General features: G+C 72.5%; 26 protein-coding genes. 11 read left to right on the top strand and 15 right to left on the bottom strand.

Features of this window, described 5'->3' with window-relative positions:
* Window positions 1-38: 38 nt before the first annotated feature.
* Window positions 39-1,163, bottom strand: coding sequence for an allantoicase (gene alc / locus AFM16_RS30625; protein WP_078635621.1), 1,125 nt, complete (start codon window positions 1,161-1,163; stop codon window positions 39-41).
* Window positions 1,164-1,168: 5 nt separating this feature from the next.
* A complete protein-coding gene (gene allB, locus AFM16_RS30620) occupies window positions 1,169-2,545 on the bottom strand; it encodes an allantoinase AllB (RefSeq protein WP_078635618.1) in 1,377 nt (458 codons plus the stop codon).
* Window positions 2,546-2,813: 268 nt separating this feature from the next.
* Here allB and AFM16_RS30615 point away from each other — a divergent pair, with 268 nt between their 5' ends.
* Window positions 2,814-3,608, top strand: a complete 795-nt coding sequence (locus tag AFM16_RS30615; protein ID WP_030792111.1) for an IclR family transcriptional regulator — start codon at window positions 2,814-2,816, stop codon at window positions 3,606-3,608.
* Between the two features lie 9 nt (window positions 3,609-3,617).
* Here AFM16_RS30615 and AFM16_RS30610 read toward each other — a convergent pair whose 3' ends face one another.
* Window positions 3,618-3,911: a DUF5955 family protein gene (locus AFM16_RS30610; RefSeq protein ID WP_030792108.1), complete on the bottom strand. Its 294-nt coding sequence runs from the start codon at window positions 3,909-3,911 to the stop codon at window positions 3,618-3,620.
* A gap of 182 nt (window positions 3,912-4,093) precedes the next feature.
* Here AFM16_RS30610 and AFM16_RS30605 point away from each other — a divergent pair, with 182 nt between their 5' ends.
* A complete protein-coding gene (locus AFM16_RS30605; RefSeq protein WP_078635616.1) occupies window positions 4,094-4,699 on the top strand; it encodes a nucleotidyltransferase family protein in 606 nt (201 codons plus the stop codon).
* A gap of 145 nt (window positions 4,700-4,844) precedes the next feature.
* Entirely contained in the window at window positions 4,845-6,467 is a 1,623-nt protein-coding gene (aceB, locus tag AFM16_RS30600; RefSeq protein WP_078635614.1) for a malate synthase A, read from the top strand.
* Window positions 6,468-6,480: 13 nt separating this feature from the next.
* Here the strand turns inward: aceB and AFM16_RS30595 are convergent, their stop codons facing one another.
* The 4 genes from AFM16_RS30595 to AFM16_RS30580 all read right to left on the bottom strand — a co-directional run bounded on the left by AFM16_RS30595 (window position 6,481) and on the right by AFM16_RS30580 (window position 10,693).
* Window positions 6,481-6,762: an Rdx family protein gene (locus tag AFM16_RS30595; RefSeq protein ID WP_078635611.1), complete on the bottom strand. Its 282-nt coding sequence runs from the start codon at window positions 6,760-6,762 to the stop codon at window positions 6,481-6,483.
* Window positions 6,759-7,664: a HipA family kinase gene (locus AFM16_RS30590; protein ID WP_078635609.1), complete on the bottom strand. Its 906-nt coding sequence runs from the start codon at window positions 7,662-7,664 to the stop codon at window positions 6,759-6,761. The genes AFM16_RS30595 and AFM16_RS30590 overlap by 4 nt, the downstream gene beginning before the upstream one ends.
* A gap of 70 nt (window positions 7,665-7,734) precedes the next feature.
* Window positions 7,735-8,940: a peptidoglycan recognition protein family protein gene (locus tag AFM16_RS30585; RefSeq protein ID WP_078635607.1), complete on the bottom strand. Its 1,206-nt coding sequence runs from the start codon at window positions 8,938-8,940 to the stop codon at window positions 7,735-7,737.
* Window positions 8,941-9,154: 214 nt separating this feature from the next.
* Entirely contained in the window at window positions 9,155-10,693 is a 1,539-nt protein-coding gene (locus AFM16_RS30580; RefSeq protein ID WP_078635605.1) for an IucA/IucC family protein, read from the bottom strand.
* A gap of 172 nt (window positions 10,694-10,865) precedes the next feature.
* On the opposite strand from AFM16_RS30580, the gene AFM16_RS30575 reads away from it, so the two are divergent.
* Genes AFM16_RS30575 through AFM16_RS30565 form a run of 3 tightly spaced genes read left to right on the top strand, consistent with a single transcriptional unit; the run spans window position 10,866 to window position 14,526 of the window.
* Entirely contained in the window at window positions 10,866-12,398 is a 1,533-nt protein-coding gene (locus AFM16_RS30575) for an IucA/IucC family protein (protein ID WP_078635603.1), read from the top strand.
* A gap of 56 nt (window positions 12,399-12,454) precedes the next feature.
* Window positions 12,455-13,717, top strand: a complete 1,263-nt coding sequence (locus tag AFM16_RS30570; protein ID WP_078635601.1) for a VWA domain-containing protein — start codon at window positions 12,455-12,457, stop codon at window positions 13,715-13,717.
* Complete coding sequence (locus AFM16_RS30565) at window positions 13,717-14,526, top strand: hypothetical protein (RefSeq protein WP_078635599.1); 810 nt, start codon at window positions 13,717-13,719, stop codon at window positions 14,524-14,526. The genes AFM16_RS30570 and AFM16_RS30565 overlap by 1 nt, the downstream gene beginning before the upstream one ends.
* An 89-nt stretch (window positions 14,527-14,615) precedes the next feature.
* Here the strand turns inward: AFM16_RS30565 and AFM16_RS30560 are convergent, their stop codons facing one another.
* Window positions 14,616-15,242 (bottom strand): winged helix-turn-helix transcriptional regulator, encoded by a 627-nt coding sequence (locus AFM16_RS30560; protein ID WP_030792081.1) that lies wholly within the window; start codon window positions 15,240-15,242, stop codon window positions 14,616-14,618.
* Between the two features lie 87 nt (window positions 15,243-15,329).
* On the opposite strand from AFM16_RS30560, the gene AFM16_RS30555 reads away from it, so the two are divergent.
* From AFM16_RS30555 to AFM16_RS30540, 4 genes are all read left to right on the top strand, one after another.
* Window positions 15,330-16,538 (top strand): pyridoxal phosphate-dependent aminotransferase, encoded by a 1,209-nt coding sequence (locus AFM16_RS30555; protein ID WP_078635597.1) that lies wholly within the window; start codon window positions 15,330-15,332, stop codon window positions 16,536-16,538.
* Window positions 16,539-16,557: 19 nt separating this feature from the next.
* Window positions 16,558-17,157, top strand: coding sequence for a histidine phosphatase family protein (locus AFM16_RS30550; RefSeq protein ID WP_030792077.1), 600 nt, complete (start codon window positions 16,558-16,560; stop codon window positions 17,155-17,157).
* A gap of 38 nt (window positions 17,158-17,195) precedes the next feature.
* Window positions 17,196-17,855, top strand: coding sequence for a hypothetical protein (locus tag AFM16_RS30545; RefSeq protein ID WP_078635595.1), 660 nt, complete (start codon window positions 17,196-17,198; stop codon window positions 17,853-17,855).
* Window positions 17,856-17,937: 82 nt separating this feature from the next.
* Window positions 17,938-18,360, top strand: coding sequence for an acyl-CoA thioesterase (locus AFM16_RS30540; RefSeq protein ID WP_078635594.1), 423 nt, complete (start codon window positions 17,938-17,940; stop codon window positions 18,358-18,360).
* 30 nt (window positions 18,361-18,390) lie between these two features.
* Here the strand turns inward: AFM16_RS30540 and AFM16_RS30535 are convergent, their stop codons facing one another.
* Window positions 18,391-18,780 carry a winged helix-turn-helix transcriptional regulator gene (locus tag AFM16_RS30535; RefSeq protein WP_030792071.1) on the bottom strand — a complete coding sequence of 130 codons (390 nt, stop codon included), beginning with the start codon at window positions 18,778-18,780 and terminating at the stop codon, window positions 18,391-18,393.
* A gap of 92 nt (window positions 18,781-18,872) precedes the next feature.
* Between AFM16_RS30535 and AFM16_RS30530 the strand changes: the two genes are divergently transcribed.
* Window positions 18,873-20,318 (top strand): MFS transporter, encoded by a 1,446-nt coding sequence (locus tag AFM16_RS30530; RefSeq protein ID WP_078635592.1) that lies wholly within the window; start codon window positions 18,873-18,875, stop codon window positions 20,316-20,318.
* A gap of 368 nt (window positions 20,319-20,686) precedes the next feature.
* Here the strand turns inward: AFM16_RS30530 and AFM16_RS30525 are convergent, their stop codons facing one another.
* From AFM16_RS30525 to AFM16_RS30500, 6 genes are all read right to left on the bottom strand, one after another.
* Window positions 20,687-22,060, bottom strand: coding sequence for an 8-oxoguanine deaminase (locus tag AFM16_RS30525; RefSeq protein ID WP_078635590.1), 1,374 nt, complete (start codon window positions 22,058-22,060; stop codon window positions 20,687-20,689).
* 28 nt (window positions 22,061-22,088) lie between these two features.
* Window positions 22,089-23,006, bottom strand: coding sequence for a factor-independent urate hydroxylase (gene pucL / locus AFM16_RS30520; protein ID WP_078635588.1), 918 nt, complete (start codon window positions 23,004-23,006; stop codon window positions 22,089-22,091).
* A 2-nt stretch (window positions 23,007-23,008) separates the two neighbouring features.
* Window positions 23,009-23,467 (bottom strand): hydroxyisourate hydrolase, encoded by a 459-nt coding sequence (gene uraH, locus AFM16_RS30515; RefSeq protein ID WP_078635586.1) that lies wholly within the window; start codon window positions 23,465-23,467, stop codon window positions 23,009-23,011.
* Between the two features lie 7 nt (window positions 23,468-23,474).
* Window positions 23,475-24,008 (bottom strand): 2-oxo-4-hydroxy-4-carboxy-5-ureidoimidazoline decarboxylase, encoded by a 534-nt coding sequence (gene uraD / locus AFM16_RS30510; protein ID WP_078635584.1) that lies wholly within the window; start codon window positions 24,006-24,008, stop codon window positions 23,475-23,477.
* 101 nt (window positions 24,009-24,109) lie between these two features.
* Window positions 24,110-24,478, bottom strand: a complete 369-nt coding sequence (locus tag AFM16_RS30505) for a helix-turn-helix domain-containing protein (RefSeq protein ID WP_030792051.1) — start codon at window positions 24,476-24,478, stop codon at window positions 24,110-24,112.
* Entirely contained in the window at window positions 24,475-24,723 is a 249-nt protein-coding gene (locus AFM16_RS30500; protein WP_037876047.1) for a hypothetical protein, read from the bottom strand. The genes AFM16_RS30505 and AFM16_RS30500 overlap by 4 nt, the downstream gene beginning before the upstream one ends.
* Window positions 24,724-24,763 lie beyond the last annotated feature (40 nt).

Here is a 24,763-nt window from a genome sequence, read left to right as displayed (position 1 = left end):
CGGCCGGTGTACGTCGGAAACCGGCCGGACCGCGGGCGTCAGCCGCCCAGCTCCTGGTGGCGCGCCGCCAGCCGGGCCGCGCCCTCCTCGGTGAGCGAACCGAACAGCCGCAGCCGCGAGATGCCACCGTCGGGGTAGATGTCCACGCGCGCGTGGGTGCCGACGACCGGAGCCGGGAGCACGAAACGGTGGTTGGTGTCGGGCTGGAGGCGCGTGCGCGGCAGGATCTCGGTCCACTCACCGCTTACTTCCTCCCCGCCGTCCCGGACCGAGACCGACGCCCACCCCGCGCTGTTGCCCTTCAGATACGCCGTGTCGATCTCCAGGGCGCGGATCTCGGCCTGCGCCGCCAGCCGGTAGCGGATCCAGTCGTGGCCGCGGTCGCGGCGGCGCCGGGTCTCCCAGCCGTCGTCCATCTTCCGGGAGCGGCCGGGCTGGATGGTGTTCGACGCCGGGGAGTAGAAGAGGTTCGACGCGTCCTCGGCCCGGCCGCCGTTCTCCAGGGCGACGACATCGAAGGTGCCGAGGACCGCCAGCCAGGCGGGATCGGGGACGACCTCGCCGTACACACGCAGCCGGGCGATGCCGCCGTCCGGGTGCTGGTTGACCCGCAGGTGGGTGAAGCGCTGCTCCACGGAGACGGCGAAACCGTTCGCCGCGTGCCCGCCGACGGGCGTGCGCGGGACCAGGGTCGTCCACTTGACGTCGCCGCCCAGCAGTTCCCGCTCGGAGGGGGTGCCGGCGACCGAGGCGCCCTCGACGGAGACGGCCTGCGGGTAGTTGCCGCGGAAGTGGGCCGTGTCGACGACGATCCCGCGGACCACACCGGGCGCGCCCAGCCGGACCAGGGCCCAGTCGTGGTCGTCGTCGGCGGGCCACGGGTGGTCGGCGGAGACGCCCCGGCGGCGGCGGGTCTCCCAGCCGTCCATGATCTTGCCCTTGTGGCCGAAGTGCTCGGGGTCGAACTCGGCGCGCCCGGGCAGCAGCAGGTTCTCGCGCTGGGCGAAGAACTCGTCCCCGGCGGCGACGACGGCCGCGCCGAGCCGCCGGTCGGCGAGGTCGGCGTGGTGGGTGAAGGGGAAGTCGGCCGTGCGGTAGTCCGCGTACGGGTCGCCGCCGCCGTAGGGGTTCGCGTCGCCGGTGAAGTGCGGGATCGCTGCCACGGTGATCAGGTCTTCCTTTCCAGGGGTCGGCCGGAGCGAGAGGAGACGGTGCGGGTGAGGAGTTCGCCGCGCGGCGCGGTGAACTCGCCGTCCGCGTAGACGCGTTGACCGCGCAGCCAGGTCGACCGCACGACGCCGTACAGGGTGCGGCCTGCGTACGCGGTGACAGGGTTACGGTGGTGGAGGGCGGCCGGGTCGACGGTGAAGGCCGCGTCGGGCGCGAGGACGGCGAAGTCGGCGTCGTGGCCCGGCGCGATGGCGCCCTTGCGGCCGTCGAGGCCGACGAGTTCCGCCGTGCGCGCCGACATCCAGTGGACCACGTCCTCCAGGCCGTGTCCGCGTGCGCGGGCCGCCGTCCAGACGGCGGAAAGGCTCAGTTGGAGGCCGGAGATGCCGCCCCAGGCGGTCGCGAAGTCGGCGGTCTTGAGGTCGGCGGTGGACGGGGAGTGGTCGGTGACCACACAGTCGATCGTCCCGTCGGCCAGCGCCTGCCAGAGCAGATCCTGGTTGGCGGCCTCGCGGATGGGCGGGCAGCACTTGAACTCGCTGGCGCCGTCCGGGACTTCCTCGGCGGTGAGGGTGAGGTAGTGGGGGCAGGTCTCGACGGTGAGGCGCACGCCGTCCGCCTTCGCCGCGCGGATCAGCGGCAGCGCGTCCGCCGAGGACAGATGCAGGACGTGCACGCGTGCGTGCAGACGGGCGGCCTCGGCGATCAGCGCGGCGATCGCGGTGTCCTCCGCGCCTCGGGGCCGGGAGGCGAGGAAGTCGGCGTACTTCGAACCGCCGTGCCGCGGTGCGGCGTTCAGGTGGTCCGGGTCCTCGGCGTGCACGATCAGCAGCCCGCCGAAACCGGCGATCTCGGCGAGGGAGCGGGCCAGTTCGGTCCGGCCGAGGTGCGGGAACTCGTCCACGCCGGAGGGTGACAGGAACGCCTTGAAGCCGAACACCCCGGCGTCGTGCAGCGGGCGCAGGTCCTTGACGTTGTCGGGCAGGGCGCCGCCCCAGAAGCCGACGTCGATGTGCGCCTTGTCGGCCGCGACCTCCCGCTTCACGCGCAGGTGTTCGGCCGTGGTGGTCGGCGGCAGGGAGTTGAGCGGCATGTCGACGAGGGTGGTGATGCCGCCGGCCGCCGCCGCGCGCGTCGCGGTCCAGAAGCCCTCCCAGTGCGTGCGGCCGGGGTCGTTGACATGGACGTGCGTGTCGACCAGGCCGGGCAGCAGGACGTCGTCGCCGAAGTCCTCGCGCCGGGCGCCCTCGGGGACGGGTGCGTCGTACGGCAGGACGGCCGTGACGCGTCCGGCGGAGACGGCGACCGAGGCGGCGCGTGTCCCCTCCGGGGTGACGACCCGCGTCGAACGCAGCACCAGTTCGGCGTCGGACACCGGGGACCCCCTCTCTCTCGTTCAACGTTCTGTTGAAGGAGTCTTCATCTCCGCCTCTCACGCCGTCAAGAGCACACTTCTCCAGAGTGCCCCACCGTCGCCACACTGGATGTTTCCATGCAGTGAAATTATGATTCCGTAGAGCAGAAGGCGGCGACGCGCCACCGGGGAGCCCGCGAGCCGCCGGGTACGCTTCAGCTCTTCCGCCAGTGATTCAGCCAGTCATTCCGCCAGTTCCGAGTCCTGCCAGGTCCGAAGGGAACGCGCCGTGCCGAGGTCGAGCGCCAGCACCACCGACTCCGCCAAGTCCACCGGCGGAGGCGTCCAGTCCCTCGAGCGCGCCTTCGACCTCCTGGAGCGCATGGCCGACGCGGGCGGCGAGGTCGGCCTGAGCGAACTGTCCGCCCACAGCGGGCTGCCGCTGCCCACCATCCACCGGCTGATGCGCACCCTGGTCTCCTGCGGATACGTCCGTCAGCAGCCCAACCGGCGGTACGCGCTGGGCCCCCGGCTGATCCGGCTCGGCGAGTCGGCGTCCCGGCTGCTCGGCACCTGGGCCCGGCCGTATCTGGCCCGGCTGGTCGAGGTGACCGGCGAGACGGCGAACATGGCACTGCTCGACGGCGACGAGATCGTGTACGTGGCGCAGGTGCCGTCCAAGCACTCGATGCGGATGTTCACCGAGGTCGGCCGGCGGGTGCTGCCGCACTCCACGGGCGTCGGCAAGGCCCTGCTCGCCGGCTTCCCCGACGCCGAGGTGCGCGCCCTGCTCCAGCGCACCGGCATGCCCGCCGCGACCGAGAAGACCCTCACCACCCCGGAGGAATTCCTCGCGGCGCTCGCCGAGGTGCGGCGGTCGGGCTACGCCGTGGACGACAACGAGCAGGAGATCGGCGTGCGCTGCCTGGCCGTGTCGGTGCCCGACTCCCCCACGGCGGCGGCCATCTCCATCTCGGGTCCGGCGGGACGGGTCACGGAGGCGGCCACCGACAAGATCGTGCCGGTCCTGAAGCAGGTCGCGACGGAACTCTCCGAGGCCCTCGCGAGCCAGAACCCCTCCTGACGGCCGCGCTCAGTCGCCCGGCCGCGGCGACCCCCCGAACAGCTCCACCGCCCGGCGCACCTCCGCCAGACCCCGCGTCAGCGCGCTGACCGAGCCGATCGCGCCCGCGACGAGCAGCAGGGAGCGGCGCAGGCGCGGTATCTCGGGTGTGCCGCCGGCGGCCATCGCGGCCAGCGCGGCGAGTTCCTCCTCGGCGATGTCCCGGTCCGCGAACTCGGCCGGGTGCGCGGCGAGTTCGCGGCGCAGCCGGGACACCGCGTGCCACAGCTCCGAAACCCGCCGGTCCTCGTCGCCGTCGGTCACAGCCTCGGTCACAGCCTTCTGCTCCACGCTCCGCAACGCGTTCCTCCCCCTCGCACGCCGTTGTGCGCCTCCCCCACAGGCGCCCAGTTAACGCCACTTCGGGCCTCCGGCGCCAGTCCGCTGCGTCATCGCCTTGCTGCGCTGAGTGATCGCGAGCGGGCCGGGTGCGGTATGCAGGAGCCATGACCTACACGGAGGACGAAGTCGTCGGACTGGTGCTCGCGGCCGGCGGGGGCCGGCGGCTCGGCGGGCGGCCCAAGGCGCTGCTGACGTACCGGGGGCGGCCGCTGGTGGAGCACGCGGCCGGGGTGCTGCGCGCCGCCGGCTGCACCCGGGTGCATGTGGTCCTGGGGGCGGCCGCCGACGCCGTACGGGAGGCCGCCCGGCTCGAAGAGGAGGGGTGGGTGGTGGTGGAGAACCCGGAGTGGGAGGAGGGAATGGGCACGTCACTGCGGTGCGGGCTCGATTCCGTCACCGGGTCGGGCGCGCAGGCGGCGCTGGTGTCGCTGGTCGACCAGCCGGGCATCGGCGCGGAGGCGGCGGCCCGGGTGCGGGCCGCGTTCCGGGGCGAGGAGACCCTCGCGTCGGCCGCCTACGACGGGGTGCGCGGGCATCCGGTGCTGTTCGGCGCCGCGCACTGGGCGGGCGTCGCGGCGAGCGCGACCGGCGACCAGGGGGCGCGCGCCTACCTCCGGGCGCGGGAGGCGGCGATCACGCTCGTGGAGTGCGGGGACGTGGCCCGGCCGTACGACATCGACACGCCCGCGGACCTCGCCCGACTGGAGTGAACCCGGGCCTCTCGGCAGGTCTCTCGACATCGACAGACCATTGATCTTCCACGATGAGGAAACTACTATCCACAAACATCCACCGATAGGAAGCACGGAACCTCCCGGCACCCGGTGCCACGCTCGCTGAAGGAAGTGACCGCTCATGTCCGCACCAGCGCCGTCCCCGCTGGCCATCGTCGACGCCGAGCCCCTGCCCCGGCAGGAGGAGGTCCTCACCGAGGAGGCCCTCGCCTTCGTGGCCGCGCTGCACCGGCGTTTCACCCCGCGCCGTGACGAGCTGCTCGCCCGCCGCGCCGAGCGCCGCGCGGAGATCGCCCGCACCTCCACCCTGGACTTCCTCCCGGAGACGGCAGCGATCCGCGCCGACGACTCCTGGCGGGTGGCGCCCTCCCCGGCGGCGCTGGAGGACCGCCGGGTGGAGATCACCGGCCCGACCGACCGCAAGATGACCGTGAACGCCCTCAACTCGGGCGCCCGGGTCTGGCTCGCGGACTTCGAGGACGCCTCCGCGCCGACCTGGGAGAACGTCATCCTCGGTCAGCTCAACCTGACCGACGCCTACACCCGCCGTATCGACTTCACGGACCCGGTCTCCGGCAAGTCGTACGCCCTGAAGGACGCCGACGAACTCGCCACCGTCGTGATGCGGCCGCGCGGCTGGCACCTGGACGAGCGCCATCTCCAGGTGGACGGCGAGGAAGTGCCCGGCACCCTGGTCGACTTCGGGCTGTACTTCTTCCACAACGCGCGGCGGCTGCTCGACCTCGGCAAGGGCCCCTACTTCTACCTGCCCAAGACCGAGTCCCACCTCGAAGCCCGCCTGTGGAACGACGTGTTCGTCTTCGCGCAGGACCACATCGGCATCCCGCAGGGCACAATCCGCGCGACCGTTCTGATCGAGACCATCACGGCCGCCTACGAGATGGAGGAGATCCTCTACGAACTCCGCGACCACGCCTCGGGGTTGAACGCGGGCCGCTGGGACTACCTGTTCTCCATCGTGAAGAACTTCCGGGACGGCGGCCCCCGGTTCGTCCTCCCCGACCGCAACGCCGTCACGATGACGGCGCCGTTCATGCGCGCCTACACCGAACTCCTCGTGCGCACCTGCCACAAGCGGGGCGCGCACGCCATCGGCGGCATGGCGGCCTTCATCCCCTCCCGGCGCGACGCCGAGGTCAACAAGGTCGCCTTCGAGAAGGTCCGCGCCGACAAAGACCGTGAGGCGAACGACGGTTTCGACGGCTCCTGGGTCGCCCACCCCGACCTGGTGCCGATCGCCCTGGAGTCCTTCGACCGGGTCCTGGGCGAGCGGCCGAACCAGAAGGACCGGCTGCGCGAGGACGTCCACGTCGAGGCGGCCGACCTGATCGCGGTCGACTCGCTGGACGCGAAGCCCACGTACCCGGGCCTGGTCAACGCCGTTCAGGTCGGCATCCGTTACATCGAGGCGTGGCTGCGCGGACTCGGCGCGGTCGCCATCTTCAACCTCATGGAGGACGCGGCCACCGCCGAGATCTCCCGCTCTCAGATCTGGCAGTGGATCAACGCCGGGGTGGAGTTCGAGAACGGTCTGAAGGCGACCCCCGAGCTGGCCCGCGAGGTCGCCGCCGACGAACTGGCCAACATCCGCGCGGAGTTGGGCGAGGAGGCGTTCGCCGCCGGGCACTGGCAGCAGGCGCACGATCTGCTGCTGGAGGTGGCGCTCGACGAGGACTACGCCGACTTCCTCACCCTGCCCGCCTACCGCCTGCTGCGCGGCTGACGCCGAAAGGCGCTCACGCGGGTGTGTCCGAGTGGCCCAGGGACTTCCCCGGGGCCACTCGGTCGCGGACCAGCCGCTTGACCGCCGTAGGCTCCGGGAAACCCTGCTCGCGGCGGTCCCAGACCACCTCGTCACCGACCCGCACGACGAAGACACCGCCCTTGCCCGGCTTCAGCGACAGCTCGGTCAGCTCGGCCTCGAAGGTCGTCAGCAGCTCCTGGGCCAGCCAGGCGGCACGCGGCAGCCAGCGGCACTGGGTGCAGTACTCGATCTCGACCCGCCGCTCGTCCGTCATGTGAGGTGCACCGACCAATCCTGTTCGGCGGCCGGCTTGCCGTGCAGGTCGGGGACCCGCTTGAGCCAGTCCGGCCGTTCTCGTTCCGTCCGCGCCGCACGCCGGGCCTGCTCGGCGGCGAGTTCCTCCCGGCTGGGGAAGTCGGTGGGCAGCCACTCCGCGGAGGCCCGCACGCGCGCGTGGAGATACGTCACGTACGCCTCCCGGGCCTCGTCCGGCGTCGCGAAGTCGGTGAGCCAGGCGTCCGGGACCTCGGCGACGATCCCGCGCAGCAGCTCCTCGGTGACCTTCGGCGCGAGTTCCGCGTCGGCGGCGCGCACGTCGGGGCCGTAGTGGCCGAGGGCGTGATGGCGGAAGTCGTAGGACTTCGCGGGGTCGGAGGCGTCCCAACGGTGGTGGAAGACCAGCGCCGCGCCGTGGTCGATGAGCCACAGGCGCGGGGGCACGGTCCCGAAGGTCGGCCAGATCATCAGGTTGGAGCTGTGGACCGTCCGGTCGACGTTCACGGTGAGGGCGTCGAGCCAGACGATCCGGCCGGCCTCCAGCGGGTCCACCGGGAACGTCTTCGCGGCCTCGGGGGTGAAGTCGCGGGCGCCCGGCAGGAAGTCCATGCCGAGATTGCGTCCCGCGCTCGCGCCGTGCAGGTCGCGCACCTCCTGGTGCGGCTCCTCGTCGGCGACGGCCGGATCGAACTCCACGAACACCAGTTCGGGGAAGCGCAGCCCGAGCGCCCGCGCCAGCTCCCCGACGATCACCTCGGCGACCAGCGCCTTCCGCCCCTGCGCCGACCCGGTGAACTTGACGACGTACGTCCCCAGGTCGTCCGCCTCGACCACCGCGGGCACGGAGCCGCCCGACCGCAGGGGTGCGATGTACCGGGTCGCGGTGACCTCTCTCAGCATGTCCTCAGGCCGATCTCGTCGCTGGGCGACCATCGTAACCAGGGGCGGGCCCCGGTGCGGAACGCCGTTGTCAGTCACCGCTTCCGGGGACCGGCGTCGGCACCGGCTGCTCGTCCGCCGTCTTGACCGTGCTGCTCGCGGCCAGGGCGCGGATGGTGGGGAGTTCGGCGTAGAGCTGGTCGCCGGGGCACAGGGTGTTGTAGCCGTCGCGGTGGCCGTGGATGGTGGAGAAGTTCAACTGGGCGCCCAGCTTCCAGGACTTGCGGAAGTAGTTGGTACCGTCCGCCCCGGCGGTGAGCGTGGTGGTGCCGGTGGGGTCGACGCCGTACTGGCCGAGTTTCCAGGCCGCGAGCCGGGCCACCGAGCTGAGGACCGCCTCGCTGGGCGCGGCGGTGGTGTACGTGCCGAGGACGGCGACGCCGGTGGTCTGGGAGTTGAAGCCGTACGCGTGGGCGGCGAGCACCGGGCGGTCGACGCCGCCCTTGCGGCCCTCGTAGATCGTGCCGCAGGGGTCGACCAGGAAGTTGTAGCCGATGTCCTTCCAGCCCAACTGCTGTACGTGGTAGGCGTAGATGCCCCGCAGCACGGCCGGCGCCTGGGCGCAGGTGAAGCTGTTGGAGTCGGCGGTGTGGTGCACGACCACCGCCTTGACCTTGCCGCCCGCGAGATAGGCGGGGGCCGCCGGGCTGATCGACTCGTCGGCGCCCCATCCGGCGCGCAGGACGATCGCCGGGCGGGGCGCGGACGCCGTACCGGGGGCGCCCTGCGCGGGAGCGGCCGGGAGCCGGGCCGACTGCGGGGCGGGGGCGTCCCGCCCGGGGTCGATCAGGTCGAGTTGCAGCCCCGCAGGCAGGGCGGACACCTCGTCGGCCGACGCGGCGACCCGCACCTCCGCGCCGTCGGAGAGCCCCACCCACAGGGGGTCGGTGCCGCCGCGCAGTGCCGTCTCGTCGCCCTGGCCCTCCTCACTGTCCAGCGTGCGCCACTCCGACCACTCGCCCGTCTCGGCGGCGCGGGTGCGCACCTCCACGGTCCCGACGAGGCGCACCGCCGGATCGTCCCAGGTGACGCCGAGCATGCTGAACGGCCGGGTGGCCACGGCGCGCAGTACGGCGCCGCGTTTGTCGGGCGTGACCACGACGGCCCGCTCCTCGCTGCGCGCCCCTGCCGAGGCCGGTGTCCGAGGGCGGTCCTGGCCGTGGGCCGACGGCAGGAACGCCTGGAGGGACGCGATCGCGACGACCCCCGCCACACCCCAGTGCACCTTGCTCCACATGTGTGAACTCCCCTGCTGTCCGTGACCTGGTGAGGACGAGCAGTGAGCGTGCCAGCCGCGCCGCGATCATCGGGTAATCGACACGGGGAGGGGGGTGACGTCAGGGGAGGAAGCCCCGGGCGGGTGACGGGGTGGGGGCCGGGTGGCGCAACCGGGCGCCGGCTCCTGTGGGTGTGTCATGCACCGGAAGGCGTGTCATGCACCGGAAGGCGTGTCATGCACCGGCCAGCGGATTCGGCAGTGGCACATAGCGCGCGTCCGCCCCGTCCGCGCCGGTCCAGCGCAGCAGCAGGTTCGTCTTGCCGGGCAGGGTGGGCGCGGTGAGCAGGGCGTGCGCCTCGGGCAGGTCGTGACGGACCAGCTCGCGGCGGACGGCCGGCCAGGGGTCGAGCCCGGGGTGCCGTTCGGCGAGAGCGGCGGCGATCTCCAGGAGGTGGTTGACGACCAGGCAGTACACCAGCCGCTCCCAGCCCGCGGCGCGGTCCACCTCCGGCAGCAGCTTCACGCCCTCGGCGTCCCGGAACAGCGCCTGCTCCGGCGTACCGTCCGGGCCGACGGCGACCAGCGTGTTCTGGACATGGGCCTCCAGGACGACACCGTGGTCGGCGAAGGCCGCGAGCACCGGCGGGACGACGGCGGCCAGGTACGCCTCCCACCAGGCGGCCGGGTCCGTCGTCGCGGCGAGCGGGCTGCCGTCGAAGCCCTCCGCGAGCCCGGCGGCGAGCAGCGGGGTCGTGCCGGGGCGGAGGTGGCCCCGCAGTCCGTCGCGGACCAGGACGGCCAGCTCCTCGAAGGCGAATCCGGCGGTGCGGTAGCCGCGGTCGCTCAGCCAGGCCGCGGGACCGCCGCCCGCCTCGAACGCCTTCGCGACGGCCTCGTCGGTACGGCGCAGCCGCAGCAGGTCGTGCCGCCACAGCCTGCGGATGTCGTTGGTGATGCGCACGTCGAGGCTGAACTTCAGGAACAGGTCCCGCTCGGGCGCGTACAGCGTGCGGACGGCGGCGGTCGGCCAGGTGTCGAAGGCGGTGGTGCCGAGCCGGATCAGCCGACCGTCGGCGAGGGCGGGGGCCAGCCGGGCGCCCGTCAGGTCGAGCTGCCAGGGGTGGGCGGGCAGCAGCCGGTAGCCGGGCGGTGCCGTGCCGAGCGCGTCCAGGGCGGACGTGTCGCCCTCCTCGACGACCGTGTCCTCGCGCACCCCCAGCAGCACCAGCGGGAAGCGGGCGTACGCCTCCGGCGCGTACGGCAGCCAGCGGGCGGCCGGGGCGCCGCCGCGCGCCTTGGGGGCGGGGTGGTGGGGGTGGCCGGTGACCAGGGACTGCTCGGAGCGCCGGTACGGGTCGGCGGGCGGGACGGCACGCGCGCGTGCGGCGAGCAGGGCGGCGACCACGTCCCTGCTGTCGATGATCTCGGTGGGCAGTTCGTCGTTGGACAGGCCGGTGCGGCGGCACAGTTCCTCGGCGGTCAGCTCGACCAGGGCGCGATGCCCGAGCGGGTGCCAGGTGCCGTCCGCGTTCACCTCGGGGTCGGCGGGGCGCCGGGTGCCGCGCACCCGCAGCAATCGGCCGGTGCCGGGGAGCCGGTACACGAACCGGCCGTGCCCTTCCGGATGTTCCGGCAGGGGTTCGGCGACCTCCCGCAGCAGGCAGTTGAGCAGGGGCGCGGCCGCGTAGGCGTCGGCCGCGCCGTCCTCTGCGGGAGCCGCCGCGAGTGCTGCGGCCTCGGCGGACGGGGGGCTGAGATCGGCGCGGTCCACGGTTCCCTACGGTTCATTCGTGCGGAGACGATCAGTATCGCTGCCGTCGCGACCTCGCCGTGACGGGATGGCCTTAACGGTCCGTACCCGACTTGTGCCTGTATTCGTACCCTGATCCGTCGCCGTATCCGCGTCCGTGTCTGATTCGACCTCCGCACCGAGGAGTCCGCCTGTGCACCGTCCCCCCACCGCCGCCGAGGCCGAGGTGGCCGCCGAACTCGCCGCCGAACTCGCCGTCGTACGGCCCGACCTCGGCCCCCGGTTCACGGCCGCGCTGCCCGGTGCCCGGGCGGCCGTGCTGACCCGGCTGTGGCGGGCCCTGGCGCATGAGCCGCTGCCCTGGATCGCGGGGCGGGAGCGGGGCGCGGAGGGCCTCACGCTGCGGCTGCGCGACGGGCGCCGCCTGCACGGCCCGCTGTCCGACCCGTACGCCACCACGGCGTATGTGGGCCAAGTGCGGCTGGACGGGGTGGCGTACGACGATCCCGCCCGGCTGACGGCGGCGCTGAGGGTGCCGCACGGCGACGGCTTCGCGGTCGAACTCGGCCACAGTGTCGCGTCCTTGGCGCTGTCACGGGCCGGGCAGCCGACTGCCGGGGTTCACTCGAAGGAGTGGCCGGTGCACGACTGGGAGTGGGAGCGCAGGGTGGTCGACGGGCACCCCTACCACCCCAACTGCCGTTCCCGGCCCGGATTCACGGTGGCGGAGGAGCTGGCCTACGGTCCGGAGCACGGGCCCGTGGTACGGCTGGGGCTGCTGCCGGTGCCGGTGGCGGAGTGTCTGGTGTCGGGCGAGTGGCCGGCCGAACTGCGGGACGGGCGGCGGCTGGTGCTCCCGGTGCATCCGTGGCAGGCGGCACACGTCCTCAAGCGCACCTGCGAACAGGGCGTCTCCGCGCACCCGTTGATGTCGTTGCGCACCCTCGCGCTGCCGGACGGACCGCATGTGAAGACGGCGTTGAGCACGCGTCTGACGTCCTCGGTCCGGGACATCTCCGTCGGCTCGGTGGCCGCTTCGGCGGCGCTGTCGGCGTTCGGGGAGATCCTGGCCGCCCGTTCGGACGGACTGCTGCACGTGACCCGGACCCTGGGCGCGGCCACCGCCAACTCACCCGACCTGGCGGCGGTGTTGCGCGAGTCGCCCGCCGTCCACGGCGGACCGGGCGAGCACGTCGTCCCGGTGGCCGCCCTCGCCACCACCGGCCTGCCCGACTCCCCCGCCTGGTCGGCCGACTTCGCGCGGCTGTGCCTCACGGTCGGACTGCGGCTGCTGGAGCTGGGCGTGGCCCTGGAGGCGCACGGACAGAACCTGCTGGTCGTGCTGGACCCGTCCGGCGCACCCCTGCGTCTGGTCTACCGCGACCTCGCCGACATCCGGGTGGGCCCGGCGCGACTGGCCGCCGCCGGGATCCCCCTGCCCGACGAACTCCCCGCCCGTATCCGCACCGACGAGGTGACGGCCCTGCGGCGCAAGCTCTTCGGCTCCCTGATCTGCGGCGCGCTCGCGGCCACCCTGGGCAGCGGCGCGCACCTTGCGGCGGCCCTGGAAGCGGCGGTGCGGGACCTGCCGCCCGGCCCCGATCTGACGGCCCTGCGCGGGGAACCCCTCCCGGTGAAGGCGCTGACGCTGATGCGTCTGTCCCCCGGCAGCCCCGGCGACCAGTGGACGAGCCTCCCCAACCCGCTGACCGCGACGACGGCTTGACCTCCGCGACGGACCCCGTTTTGTGGCCGGACACTCCTGATCACTAGGATCCGCCGATGATCAGAACACAACGGCTGGCGGCGGGCGTCTGTGCCCTGCTCGCCGCGCTCACGGCGGGGCTCGCGTTCCCGTCCGGGGCCGCCGCCGACGAGATATCCGCCCTCGCGCCCAAGGTCGACCTGGTTCTCGACGTCAGCGGGTCCATGCGGACCAAGGACATCGACGGCGGGACCCGCATGGCCGCGGCCAAGCAGGCGTTCAACGAGGTGCTGGACGCGACGCCCGAGGAGGTCCAGCTCGGCATCCGCACGCTGGGCGCCAACTACCCCGGCAACGACCAGAAGACGGGCTGCAAGGACACCGCCCAGCTCTACCCGGTGGGCCCGCTGGACCGCACCGAGGCGAAGGCGGCGGTGGCCACCCTGTCGCCGACGGGCTGGACGCCGATCGGCCCGGCCCTGCTGAAGGCGGCCGACGACCTCGACGGCGGCTCCGGCTCCAAGCGGATCGTGCTGATCAGCGACGGCGAGGACACCTGCGCCCCGCTCGACCCGTGCGAGGTGGCCCGCGAGATAGCCGCCAAGGGCATCGGCCTGACCATCGACACCCTCGGCCTGGTGCCCAACACCAAGATGCGGCAGCAGCTCAGTTGCATCGCCGAGGCCACCGGCGGCACCTACACCTCGGTCGAGCACACCGACGAACTCACCGACAAGGTGAACCAGTTGGTGGACCGCGCGGCCGACCCGGTGGTGACCCCGGTCGCCACCGAGGGCGCGGACTCCTGCGCCGAGGCGCCCACCCTGAAGTCCGGGCTCTACACCGACCGTGAGGAGTTCGGCCAGGAGCGCTGGTACCGGGTCGACGTCGAGCCGGGCCAGGAACTGCGCGCCTCGGTCAGCGTGTCGTCGGACCGGGCCATGAACCCCCACTACGGCGTGCTGCTGCGGGCGGTCACCGTGCACGGCCGGGAGATCGTGCGCGGCGAGGCGTCCGGCATCGGCCGTACCGACGTCGTCTCCACCGGTCTGCGCTACCCGAAGGCGGAGAGCGACGACGACGAGGCGGCGGCCGAGGCGGTCTGTCTCCAGGTGACCAACTCCTACTCGGCCGCGGCCGGTGTGAAGACCACGCCGGGCATGCCGGTGGAGCTGACCGTGGACGTGGTCGACTCCCCCTCCCCCGCGTCCGACGTGGCCTCCTTCGGTCTCGGCCGCGGCTGGTGGCTGCTCGCCCTGCTGGTGCTGGTCGGCTTCCTCGCCGGAGTCGTCTGGGGCTGGGTGTCCCGCTGGCGTGTCGCGGTCTGGAGGACCAACTGATGCGAATCACACGAGTGCTGAGCGGCGCCCTGCTGGCGCTGGGGCTCGCGGCCGGTCCCGCCGCCGCCGACTCCACCCCCTCCGCGAGCCCGTCCGAGGACGGCACGGGACCCACCTCGGCCGGCACGTCGTTCCGTACGGCGACGGAGGTCGAGCAGGGACAGACGGCCACGGCGAGCGCGTCCACGGGTGACTACCTGTACTGGTCGTTCCCGGCCGACTCGGGCGGACGGCCCACCGTGAAGGCGACGGTGAAGCTGCCGGACCAGCACGCGTCCCAGACCTGGCAGGTCGATGTGTACGACGGTCTGCGGCGCCGTCAGGCGTGCCAGTACGGCGCCCAGACCCGCACCGCCGCGGAGGGCACCGCGTCCGTCGAGCTGACCTGTGTGCTGCGCACGGTCCGCGCCTGGTCGGAGCCGTGGGCGAACGACCCGCTGCCGGGCACGTACTACGTCCGGCTGACGGCCACCGGTCTGAAGGCGTCCGACCTGGGTCTGCCGATGAACGCCGAACTCCGCGTGGAGTCCAAGCACATCGGCGGCTCGGCGGCGGTCGACGGCTCACTGGCGGAGCCGCTGATCCCCGGCGTGGCGGTGCAGTCGGCCGCGCAGGACGAGGACGAGGACTCGTCGGCGTCCGCCGTGCTGTCGAGCCTGGAGCCCGACGACGGCTGGGCGTCCGGCTGGTGGTCCGACCGCTGGGTGTGGTCCGGGATCGGCGCGGTGCTGGCCGCGCTGGCGGGCATCGGCGGCTACACCCTGACCCGCGGCTCGGGGCGGCCCCGGCAGGTGCCGCCGGGCGCCTGACCGGCCGCCTTACGGCATGAGCCCCGGGAGGCCCACCACGACCGCGTGGTGGGCCTCCTCTCATGTCGCGCACCGGTCCTGACCGTCCGTCACGCCTCGCGCAGTTCCTTCGCCAGCGTCCCGTCGCCCGTGACCTCGATCCTCCCCGCGCGCACGGCGTCCGGCACCGCGAGTTCCCCGCGCGCGACGGCCGCCGCCGTGTCGGCGTCGAGCGTGAGCCGGGCGTCGGGCTCCCGGGGCGCGCGGCCGTCGCCGTGGACCGGCCCCTCCACCGTCCCGACGTGGAGATGGAAGTCCCCTTCCTCCAGCCGGACTTCGACCAGCCCCTCGCCCTCCAGGCCGCGCAGCAGCGGGAGCGCGAACCAGTGCGCGCGCAGCGCGTCGGTGGGCCGGCGCTCGCCGAGTTCCGCCTCGCCCCAGGCCCCGAGCGCTTGCAGCACCGGCAGCAACTCCCGGCCACGTGCGGTGAGTTCGTACACGAAGGCCGCGCCGGGCGGGGGCAGCCGGCGCCGGGTGGCCAGGCCGTCGCGCTCCATGTCCTTCAGCCGTCCGGCGAGCACGTCCGTGCTGACGCCCGGCAGGTCGGCGTGCAGATCCGTGTAGCGGCGCGGGCCGGCGAGCAGCTCCCGGACGATCAGCAGGGTCCAGCGGTCACCCACGACGTCGAGGGCGCGGGCGGCGGAACAGTACTGGTCGTAGCTTCGGCGAGGTGACATGCGACGCAGTCTAGACATGTTGTTGGACTTTCCAAGCTCGAGCTTGGTAAAACCAAGCGACACCACGAACCGGAGGGGCGAGCGCGCATGGAGTTCCGGCAGTCCAACAAGCTGAGCGAGGTCTGTTACGAGATCCGCGGCCCGGTGATCGAGCACGCCGACGCGCTGGAGGCGGCGGGCCACAGCGTGCTCCGCCTCAACACCGGCAACCCCGCGCTCTTCGGGTTCGAGGCGCCGGAGGAGATCCTCCAGGACATGATCCGCATGCTGCCGCAGGCGCACGGCTACACCGACTCGCGCGGCATCCTCTCCGCCCGCCGCGCGGTCGCCCAGCGCTACCAGGACCTGGGCCTGGAGGTCGGCGTCGACGACGTCTTCCTCGGCAACGGCGTGTCCGAGCTGGTCTCCATGGCCGTACAGGCGCTGGTGGAGGACGGCGACGAAATCCTCATCCCCGCCCCCGACTTCCCCCTCTGGACGGCGGTGACCACCCTCGCGGGCGGCAAGGCGGTCCACTACCTGTGCGACGAACAGGCCGACTGGTACCCCGACCTGGACGACATGGCGGCGAAGATCACCGACCGCACCAAGGCCGTCGTCATCATCAACCCCAACAACCCCACCGGCGCGGTGTATCCGAAGGAGATCGTCGAGGGCATCCTCGATCTGGCCCGCCGGCACGGCCTGATGGTGTTCGCCGACGAGATCTACGACCAGATCCTGTACGACGACGCCGTCCACCACTCGGCCGCCGCCCTCGCCCCCGATCTGGTGGTGCTGACCTTCTGCGGTCTGTCGAAGACGTACCGGGTGGCGGGCTTCCGTTCCGGCTGGCTGGTGGTGACCGGACCCCGGCAGCACGCGCGCGACTATCTGGAGGGCCTGACCATGCTGGCCTCCATGCGCCTGTGCGCCAACGCGCCCGCCCAGTACGCCATCCAGGCCGCGCTCGGCGGCCGGCAGTCCATCCGCGACCTCACCGCGCCGGGCGGCAGGCTCCATGAACAGCGCGACGTGGCCTGGGAGAAGCTCAACGAGATCCCCGGCGTCTCCTGTGTGAAGCCCAAGGGCGCGCTGTACGCGTTCCCGCGCATCGATCCCAAGGTGCATCCGATCCACGACGACGAGAAGTTCGTCCTCGATCTGCTGCTGCGCGAGAAGATCCAGGTGGTGCAGGGCACGGGCTTCAACTGGCCCGCCCCCGACCACTTCCGCGTCCTCACCCTCCCCCACGCGGACGACCTGGAGGCGGCCATCGGACGGATCGGCAGGTTCCTGAGCGGATACCGGCAGTAGGAGCGCTTACGGTGACCGCATGGGTGATCTTTTTCTCGTGCGGCACGGTGAGACCGAGTGGTCGCGGTCCGGTCGGCACACCGGGTGGACCGACGTCCCGCTGACCGAACACGGCCGGGACGAGGCGCGGCGGCTGGTGCCGATGATCCGCTCGCACCGGATCGGGGCCGCGTTCGTCAGCCCGCTCCAGCGCGCGCGGGAGACCGCCGAGCTGATCGGGCTGCGCGACTTCCGGATCGACACCGACCTGCGCGAGTGGGACTACGGCGGCTACGAGGGCGTCACGACCGTACAGATCCACCGGGAGCGGCCCGACTGGTTCCTGTTCACGGACGGGGTCGCGCCCGGGCCGCCCGAGCATCCCGGGGAGAGCCCGGACGAGGTCGGGGAGCGGGCCGACCGGATGCTGGCCAAGATCGACGCGGCGCACGCCAACACCGAGGGGTGTGTGGTGCTGGTGGCGCACGGGCACTTCCTGCGGGTGCTGACCGCCAGGCGGCTCGGGCTGCCCGCCTCCGAGGGCGCGCACTTCCAGCTCGCCACCGGGACCCTGTCCCGGCTGGGCACCGAGCACGGGCGGCCGGTGATCGCCGCCTGGAATGTCAGACCCGGGCCGTAGCCTTCGAGTGGACAGCGGAACGCACGAAGGGGCATGCCGTGAGCCGAGCGCCGACCGCCGCGCAGCGGCGTGTGATCGACGCCGCCGAACCGGTCACCGGGCGGCTGCGGGGCACGCCCGCGCAGCTCGCGGCGCTGGTGAAACGGGGGCTCGCCTTCCGGCACCCGAGGCCGCCGCACGACCACTTCCTGACGCCGGCCGGGCATCGGATACGCGAGGCGCCCCCTGAACCCGGGTCCGGGCCTGGGCCCGTGCCCGTGCCTGCCGCGGAGACGCCGGCCGCCGCCGACAGCGGTGTGTTCGCCGCGCGGGTCGGCGGTGAGGCGGAGGCGGTCCCTACCGGGCCCGCCCGCGCGCGGGAGGTGCACAGCGCCTGGCAGGGGCTGCTGGAGCTGCGCCGGATGACCAATCCGGACGGCGCTGCGGACCGCCCGTGCGGCTGGGAGCGTACGCATCTGGTGCGGGCGGCGGCGCTGGCGCTGGAGGCGGCCGGGCACCGGCCCGCCGGGCCTGACGCCACAGAGGGCTACCGGGTGCGGGCCACCCCGCAGCCCGAGGCGGTCGCCGTGTCCGCGCTGGACGACGGGACACTCGCCGCCTGCGCGGCGACACTGGAGAAGGCGGGCTGGCAGACCGGCGCGCACACCGAGCCCCGGACGAGGGCGCGCTATCTCCTGGCCTCCCCACGCCGCAGATGAGGCGACATGCCAAGATCGGTGTCCGCTACACCAGTCGTCTGCATCAGTCGTCTGCATCAGCCGCCGTCGCGAAGGGACAGCCATGCACGAGCCGTTTTCGGTCCGGGTCACCGTCCGGGGGTACGAGACCGACACCCAGGGCCATGTGAACCAGAGCGTGTACCTCAACTACGCCGAGCACGCCCGCTGGTCCCTGCTGCACGCCGCGGGCATCACCCAGACCGCCCTGCAAGCCCGCGGAGTGGGCCCGGTCGCCCTGGAGACGACCATCCGCTACCGCCGCGAACTGCTCGCCGGTGACGAGGTCGACATCACCTGCGCCTTCCTGTGGGGCGAGGGGAAGACGTTCCGGATCGAGCAGACGATACGCAAGGCGGACGGCACGGTGTCCGCCGACATCACGGCGGTCGGCGGTCTGCTGGACCTGAAGGAGCGGCGTCTGGTGGCCGACCCTCGGGAGCACTTCAAGGAACTGGCCTCGGACCCGGGCCTGTTCGGACTGTAGGCGCCGCCGGCCGGTGCCGGCCTCGGCGGTTCAGTCGGTCTCGCGCCGCTCGTCGTAGGCGGCCCGGGCCTCGGCGACGTAGACCCTGTTGCGCTCGGCCCAGTCCGTGAGTTGTTGCAGGGTCTTGTGCAACTCCTCCGCCACCGGCGTCAGTTCGTACTCCACCTTGGGCGGCACCGTCGGGTGCACGGTGCGGGTGACGAGGCCGTCGCGCTCCAGATTGCGCAGGGTGAGGGTCAGCATGCGGCGGCTGATGCCCTCGATGCTGCGCTCCAGCTCGGTGAAGCGGATCGGCCCCTGCGCGGCGGCGACCAGGATCTGCACGCTCCATTTGCCGGAGACCCTGTCAAGAACTTCGCGGACCGGGCAGGCGTGCGCGTTCACGACCTGGGCGGTTACACCGGTGTTCCCCTGGGACATCCGACTGCCTCCTTACGCCGGTCTCCATGGTCACTCACGATGTTCCCCGTTACAAGTCGTGCACCAATGGAGAATACGGAGGCCACGCCGCTATGACGGCCCTCGCCGGAACACCGACACCCGTCCCCGAAGGGGACCGCTCCCGCCGGGCGTCCCTCGCCGTGCTGTGCGCGGGGACGCTCATGACGATCCTGGACGGCAACATCGTCACCGTGGCGATGCCTGCCATCCAGAACGACCTGGGATTCAGCGGTCCGGGCCTGGCCTGGGTCGTCAACGCCTATCTGATCGCCTTCGGCGGTCTGCTCCTGCTGGCCGGCCGGCTCGGGGACCTGGTCGGGCGCAAGCGGATGTTCACGGCGGGCCTCGCCGTGTTCACGGTCGCGTCCGTGCTGTGCGGGGTCGCCACCGGCCAGGGCATGCTCGTCGCCGCGCGCGCCCTCCAGGGGGTGGGAGGTGCGATGACCTCGGCGGTGGTGCTGGGCATGCTGGTCACGCTCTTCCCCGAACCGCGCGAACAGGCCCGTGCCATCGCGGTGTTCAGCGCGGTCGGCGCGGCGGGCGGTGCGCTCGGCACCTTCCTCGGCGGGGCGCTCACCCAACTCGTCGGCTGGCATTGGATCTTCCTCATCAACCTGCCGATCGGCGCGGTGGCCCTGTGGGCGGCCGTGCGCGTCCTCGCCCCGGAACAGGGCTCCGGGCTCGGCCGGGGCGCCGACTACCCGGGCGCGGCGCTGGTCACCGGGGCGCTCATGCTCACGGTGTACGTCATCGTGGGCGCCGGTGACCGCGACGGCACCGCCACCGCGCTCCTCGCGCTGCTCGCCGTCGCGCTGTTCACGGGGTTCGTGCTGCGCCAGGCCCGGGCCGCCCGTCCGCTGCTGCGGCTGCGCCTGTTCGGCTCCCGGCTGCTCAGCGGGGCGAACGCGGTCCAGATCCTGATGATCGCGACGATGTACGGCTTCCAGTTCATCGGCGCGCTGTACCTGCAACGCGTCCTCGGATACGGCGAGTTGGCCACCGGTACGGCATTCCTCCCCGCACCGGTGGTGATCGGCGTCCTGATGCTCGGGCTGTCGGCCCGCACCGTCGGCCGGTTCGGACCGTACCGGGTGCTGCTCACCGGGCTGGCGCTGATCGCCGTAGGCATGGCGCTGCTCGGCCGCGCACCGGCGGAGGGTTCCTACGCCGTCGACTTCCTGCCGGCCATGCTGCTGATGTCCGTCGGCTTCGCCGCGGCGATGCCCGCGCTGACCGGGCTCGCGATGTCCGGGGTCCGCGCGGAGGACGGCGGCCTGGCGTCGGGTCTCTTCAACACCACGCAGGTGGTGGGCGGTTCACTGGGCCTGGCGGTCCTGACCACCCTGGCCGCGAGGCGCACGGCCGACGCGCTGACCACGGGCACGGAACTCCTCCCCGCGACGGCGGAGGGCTACCGCCTGGCCTTCCGCACGGCGGCGGTGATCGCGACGGCGGCACTGATACTGGCGGCGGCGGTCCTGCGAGACCGCGAAAGCCGACGCGACGGCGGTGGGTGACCGCTCCGGGGCGCGCACGCACGGCGCACGCGCCCCGGCCACGGCCGCCGCGGGCCCCTGCACAGGAACCCCGGCCACCGACCGAGGGCCGTCCCCCTCGATCGGAGTCATACGGTCGCTCCGGGCGCACGAGCCCGGGCAAGCGGGGCCGACCGCGAGCCCGGCGGCCCGGACACGGCGCCCCGAGCCGGGCCTTCTCGGACCCCGGCGGCCCAGCCGCCCAGCTCCGACCAGGCGAATCAGCGCCAGCGCCCCGTCGAAGCCCCTCGGATCCGGCGTCATGAACTGCGCCGACCACCCAGCCCCTCGGCTCGGCCCCAGCCCCTCAGCTCGGGCCCCAGCCGCTCAAGCCCGGTGCCCAGCCGCTGTCACGCCCCCGCCGCAAGCCCCGCCAACCGTCGCGCCTGCTCCCTCGTCGCGCGAGCGATGGTGTCCTCGTCGGCGAGGGTCAGATGGCTGTCGGCGACGATCTGGCGGCCGTTGACGAAGGACGCCGTGACCGGGGCGGCCGCGCCGAAGACGAGGGCGGTGACCGGGTCGGCGATGGAGGCGTGGGCCAGGGTGTCCATCCTCCACAGGACCAGGTCGGCCAGCTTGCCCGGTTCCAGGGAGCCGATCTCCCGGGCCCGGCCCAGGACTTGGGCGCCGCCGTACGTGCCGAGGCGCAGGGCCTGGCGGGCGTTCAGGGCGGCCTCGCGATGCGCGCCGAGGCGGTTGATGAGCAGGGCGTTGCGCAGTTCGGTGTGGAGTTCGCCGGACTCGTTGGACGCCGTGCCGTCGACGCCGAGGCCGACCGGGACGCCGGCCGCGAGCAGGTCGGGGACGCGGGCGATACCGGCCGCGAGGCGGGCGTTGGAGGAGGGGCAGTGGGCGACCCCTGTCCTCGTCCGGGCGAAGGCGTCGATGTCGGAGTCGTTCATGTGGACGCAGTGCGCCATCCACACGTCCTCGCCGAGCCAGCCGGTGGACTCGAAGTAGTCGGTCGGGCCCATGCCGAACAGCTCGTGGCAGAACTTCTCCTCCTCGACCGTCTCCGAGCCGTGCGTGTGCAGCCGCACCCCCAGCCGACGGGCCAACTGGGCGCCCTGGCTCATGAGTTCGGTGGAGACGGAGAAGGGCGAGCAGGGCGCGACGGCGACCTGGGTCATCGCGTCGAAGGAGGCGTCGTGGTGCCGCCGTACCGTCTCCTCGGTGGCGGCGAGGGCGTCGTCCAGGGTCTCGACGGCGAAGTCCGGGGGCAGTCCGCCGTCCGACTCGCCACGGTCCATGGAGCCCCGGGCGAGGGTGAACCGCACGCCCATGTCCCGCGCCGCGCCGATGATGGTGGCGGAGAGGTCGCCGGCCCCGCGCGGGAAGACGTAGTGGTGGTCCATGGCGGTGGTGACCCCGCCGCGGGCCATCATCGCGAGGGAGCCCTGGGCGGCGGCGTGGACCATCCGTTCGTCGATGCGCGCCCAGGTCGGGTAGAGCGCGACGAGCCAGTCGAACAGGTTGTGGTCGGTGGCCAGACCCCGGGTGATCCACTGGTAGAAGTGGTGGTGGGTGTTGACCAGACCCGGCGTGACCAGATGCCCGGTGGCGTCGATCCGCCGTACGACGTCGGCCAGTTGGCCGGGGGCCCGCCCCGCGCCGAGCGACTCGATTCGGTTGCCGGCGATGACGACGTACCCGTTCGCGTACTCGGTGTCGTCGGCGTCCACGGTCGCGATCGCACAGTTCTCGATGACGATGCGCTGGGTCATCGTGCGTCCTCTACTTTCCGGGTCCGGCTCAGAGGTTGGTGAGGTCGGCGGGGATCCGCGCCTCGCAGCCGTCCCGCAGGACGGTGGCCTCGATCAGGCCGTAGGGGCGATCGGCGGCGAAGTAGACCTCGTTGTCGTTCTTCAGCCCGAACGGCGCCAAGTCCACCAGGAAATGGTGCTTGTTGGGGAGGGAGAAGCGGACCTCGTCGATCTCGTCGCGCCGTTCGACGATCCGCGAGCCCATCGCGTAGAGGGTCTGCTGGAGGGAGAGCGAGTACGTCTCGGCGAACGCCGCGAGCAGATGCCGCCGCGTCTCCCGGTAGGAGGTCTCCCAGTCGGGCATCGGCCGTGTGTCGTCGGACCAGTTGAAGCGCCAGCGCGCGGAGACCTCGGTGGCGAGGATCCGGTCGTGCGCCTCGGGGAGCGTCGTGTACTTGTCCTTGACGTACCCCCAGAACTCGGAGTCCGTGGAGTTCAGCACGACGAGGTCCTTCAGCCCGGAGACGACCTCCCACGAGGTGCCGTCGTAGGTGATCTGCGTCAGCCGGGTCTCCTGGCCGGTGCGGGCGAACGAGTGCGCGCCCTCGCCGCCGTGCTCGATCCGCTCCCAGCCGTACTCCTCGATCCGGATACGGGCCCGGTGGATCGGCTCCTGCGAGGTCACGAAGTGGCGGGCGAGATGGATGCCGAACTGCTCGGCGGACTCGATGCCGTGCTCCTTGGCGAACGCGTACACCGTGTTCTTGGTGGTGTCGGTCGGCAGGACGTTGGCGTTGGAGCCGGAGTAGTGGACGTCCTCCATGTCGCCGCTCAGCGACACGGAGACGTTGAGGTCCTTGATGTGGTGGGTGGCGCCCTGCCGCGTGATCCTGACGACCCGGTTCTCGGCCTTGCCGTACTGGTTCTGTCCCAGCACCGGGCGGGCGGGGCGGGAAGTGTCTGCCATAGCTAGCTCCCTCGGTAAACGGAGTAGCCGAACGGGTTGAGCAGCAGCGGTACGTGGTAGTGCTCGCCGGCCGTCACCGCGAAGGTGACGGTCACCTCGGGGAAGAACACGGCACCGCTGTCCCGGTTCGCGGGGGCGTCCTGCTGCGCATCGGCTTGCTTCTTCGCGGATGTCTTCACGGATGTCTTCGCGGATGTCTCGAGATACGCCTCGGTGTCGAAGTCGAGGCGTACATGGGTGGTGCCCTCCGGCAGCGCCGGGAGGTCCTTGCAGCGGCCGTCCGCGTCGGTCGCGGAGCCGCCGAGCGGCTGCCAGGGCGCGTCCCGTCCGGCGCGGGCGGCGAGCCGGACGGCGACGCCGCGGGCGGGGCGGCCGACGCTGGTGTCGAGGATGTGGGTGGACACGGAGGCGGTGGTGGCCGGGGTGCCGGTGCTGGTGCCGGTGCTCGTGCCGCTGCTCATGGTGCTCTCAGACCTCCTGCGTTCGGTCCTCTTCGACGGGGCCGGCGATACGGGCGAGCCGGATACGGTTGATCTTTCCCAGCTCGGCGCGGACGATCTCGCGTTCCCGCTCGGGCGGGTTCCCGAGCCGTTCCCGGAGCGCGTCGCGCATCTGCTCGCCGGTCCTGCCGGTGGCGCAGATGAGGAAGACATGGCCGAACCGGTCCTGGTAGGCCAGGTTCAGTTCCAGCATCTCCGCCCGCAGTTCCTCGGAGGCGCCGGCCATCCCGCGCTGTTCGCGGGCCGAGGTCGGGTCGCCCGGCTTCGGGCGGCCGATCGGCGGATGCCCGGCCATCGCCTCGGCCAGATCGGCCGCGGTCAGCTCGCCCATGGCGGCGTCGCCGGCGGCGTACAGGTCCTCGACGGTGGCGTACGGGCGGGCCGCGAGCAGCCGGTCCACCCATGCCGTGGCGGCGCAGGCGTCCAGGAGGGCGGCGCGGGCCGCGGACTCCTCCAGGCCGTTGAACCGGGTCAGACCTTCGGGCGTGGAAGTCGACGTCACGGGGTCAGCTAACGCCTCCCCGCGACACCGCGTCAACACTTTGTTGAAAATTCCGGGTTACGGGGCCGTGGGATCAGCCCGGCCGACGCCGAGCCCGTCGCTCAGCTCCCCTTCTCCCGATTCAGGTAGTTGTAAACGGTGAAGCGGCTCACCCCGAGCGCGCTCGCCACGGTCTCCACGCCGTGCCGTACGGAGAAGGCGCCGCGCGCCTCGAGTATCCGTACGACCTCCTGCTTGGCCTTGCGGTCGAGGTCGGCGAGCGGCTTGCCCTTCTTGCGCTCCATCGCGGCGAGGATGTGATCGAGGGAGTCGGCGAGCTGCGGCAGGCGTACGGCGACGGCGTCCGCGCCCTCCCAGACGAGCACCACGTCGTCCGGGCCGGCCTCGTCGGGCGGGAGCAGCTCGCCGCCCATCGCGTCGACCAGGGGTTTGACGGCCGCGATGAAGGGCTCGTCGCCCGCGGGGCTCACTCGCCCTCGCCCAGGACGTTCACCTGGAGCGAGATCCGGGTGGCGCCCGCGCCGAGGGACTCGCGCAGCAGGGCGTCCACGGCCGCGAGCACGACGTCGGTGCCGCCCTCCACGGTGTTGCCGAACGGTCCGACGTCCACCGCGTCCAGGTCGGCCGCCTCGATCACCGCACGGGCGGCCAGCGCGTGCGCGGGCGCCTCGTCGAGATCGAAGGGTTCGGTCGTGAACTCCACTCTCAATCGCACCCGCTCAACCTAACGCCCACCACGCCCTTCCGCCGAGCCC

Source organism: Streptomyces antibioticus, assembly GCF_002019855.1.
In the GTDB taxonomy this organism is placed as follows: Bacteria; Actinomycetota; Actinomycetes; order Streptomycetales; family Streptomycetaceae; genus Streptomyces; species Streptomyces antibioticus_B.
The sequence above is the reverse complement of the archived record's forward strand: the minus strand, read 5'-3'. Positions and strand labels throughout refer to the sequence as shown.

Coding starts and splice junctions, on each gene's coding strand:
- AFM16_RS30530 (WP_078635592.1), top strand. CDS start 18,873: ATGACGGCCCTCGCCGGAACACCGACACCCGTCCCCGAAGGGGACCGC.
- AFM16_RS30525 (WP_078635590.1), bottom strand. CDS start 22,060: ATGACCCAGCGCATCGTCATCGAGAACTGTGCGATCGCGACCGTGGAC.
- AFM16_RS30570 (WP_078635601.1), top strand. CDS start 12,455: ATGATCAGAACACAACGGCTGGCGGCGGGCGTCTGTGCCCTGCTCGCC.
- AFM16_RS30585 (WP_078635607.1), bottom strand. CDS start 8,940: ATGTGGAGCAAGGTGCACTGGGGTGTGGCGGGGGTCGTCGCGATCGCG.
- AFM16_RS30590 (WP_078635609.1), bottom strand. CDS start 7,664: ATGCTGAGAGAGGTCACCGCGACCCGGTACATCGCACCCCTGCGGTCG.
- AFM16_RS30535 (WP_030792071.1), bottom strand. CDS start 18,780: ATGTCCCAGGGGAACACCGGTGTAACCGCCCAGGTCGTGAACGCGCAC.
- pucL (WP_078635588.1), bottom strand. CDS start 23,006: ATGGCAGACACTTCCCGCCCCGCCCGCCCGGTGCTGGGACAGAACCAG.
- aceB (WP_078635614.1), top strand. CDS start 4,845: ATGTCCGCACCAGCGCCGTCCCCGCTGGCCATCGTCGACGCCGAGCCC.
- AFM16_RS30565 (WP_078635599.1), top strand. CDS start 13,717: ATGCGAATCACACGAGTGCTGAGCGGCGCCCTGCTGGCGCTGGGGCTC.
- AFM16_RS30555 (WP_078635597.1), top strand. CDS start 15,330: ATGGAGTTCCGGCAGTCCAACAAGCTGAGCGAGGTCTGTTACGAGATC.
- AFM16_RS30550 (WP_030792077.1), top strand. CDS start 16,558: ATGGGTGATCTTTTTCTCGTGCGGCACGGTGAGACCGAGTGGTCGCGG.
- AFM16_RS30560 (WP_030792081.1), bottom strand. CDS start 15,242: ATGTCACCTCGCCGAAGCTACGACCAGTACTGTTCCGCCGCCCGCGCC.
- AFM16_RS30595 (WP_078635611.1), bottom strand. CDS start 6,762: ATGACGGACGAGCGGCGGGTCGAGATCGAGTACTGCACCCAGTGCCGC.
- uraH (WP_078635586.1), bottom strand. CDS start 23,467: ATGAGCAGCGGCACGAGCACCGGCACCAGCACCGGCACCCCGGCCACC.
- AFM16_RS30540 (WP_078635594.1), top strand. CDS start 17,938: ATGCACGAGCCGTTTTCGGTCCGGGTCACCGTCCGGGGGTACGAGACC.
- AFM16_RS30605 (WP_078635616.1), top strand. CDS start 4,094: ATGACCTACACGGAGGACGAAGTCGTCGGACTGGTGCTCGCGGCCGGC.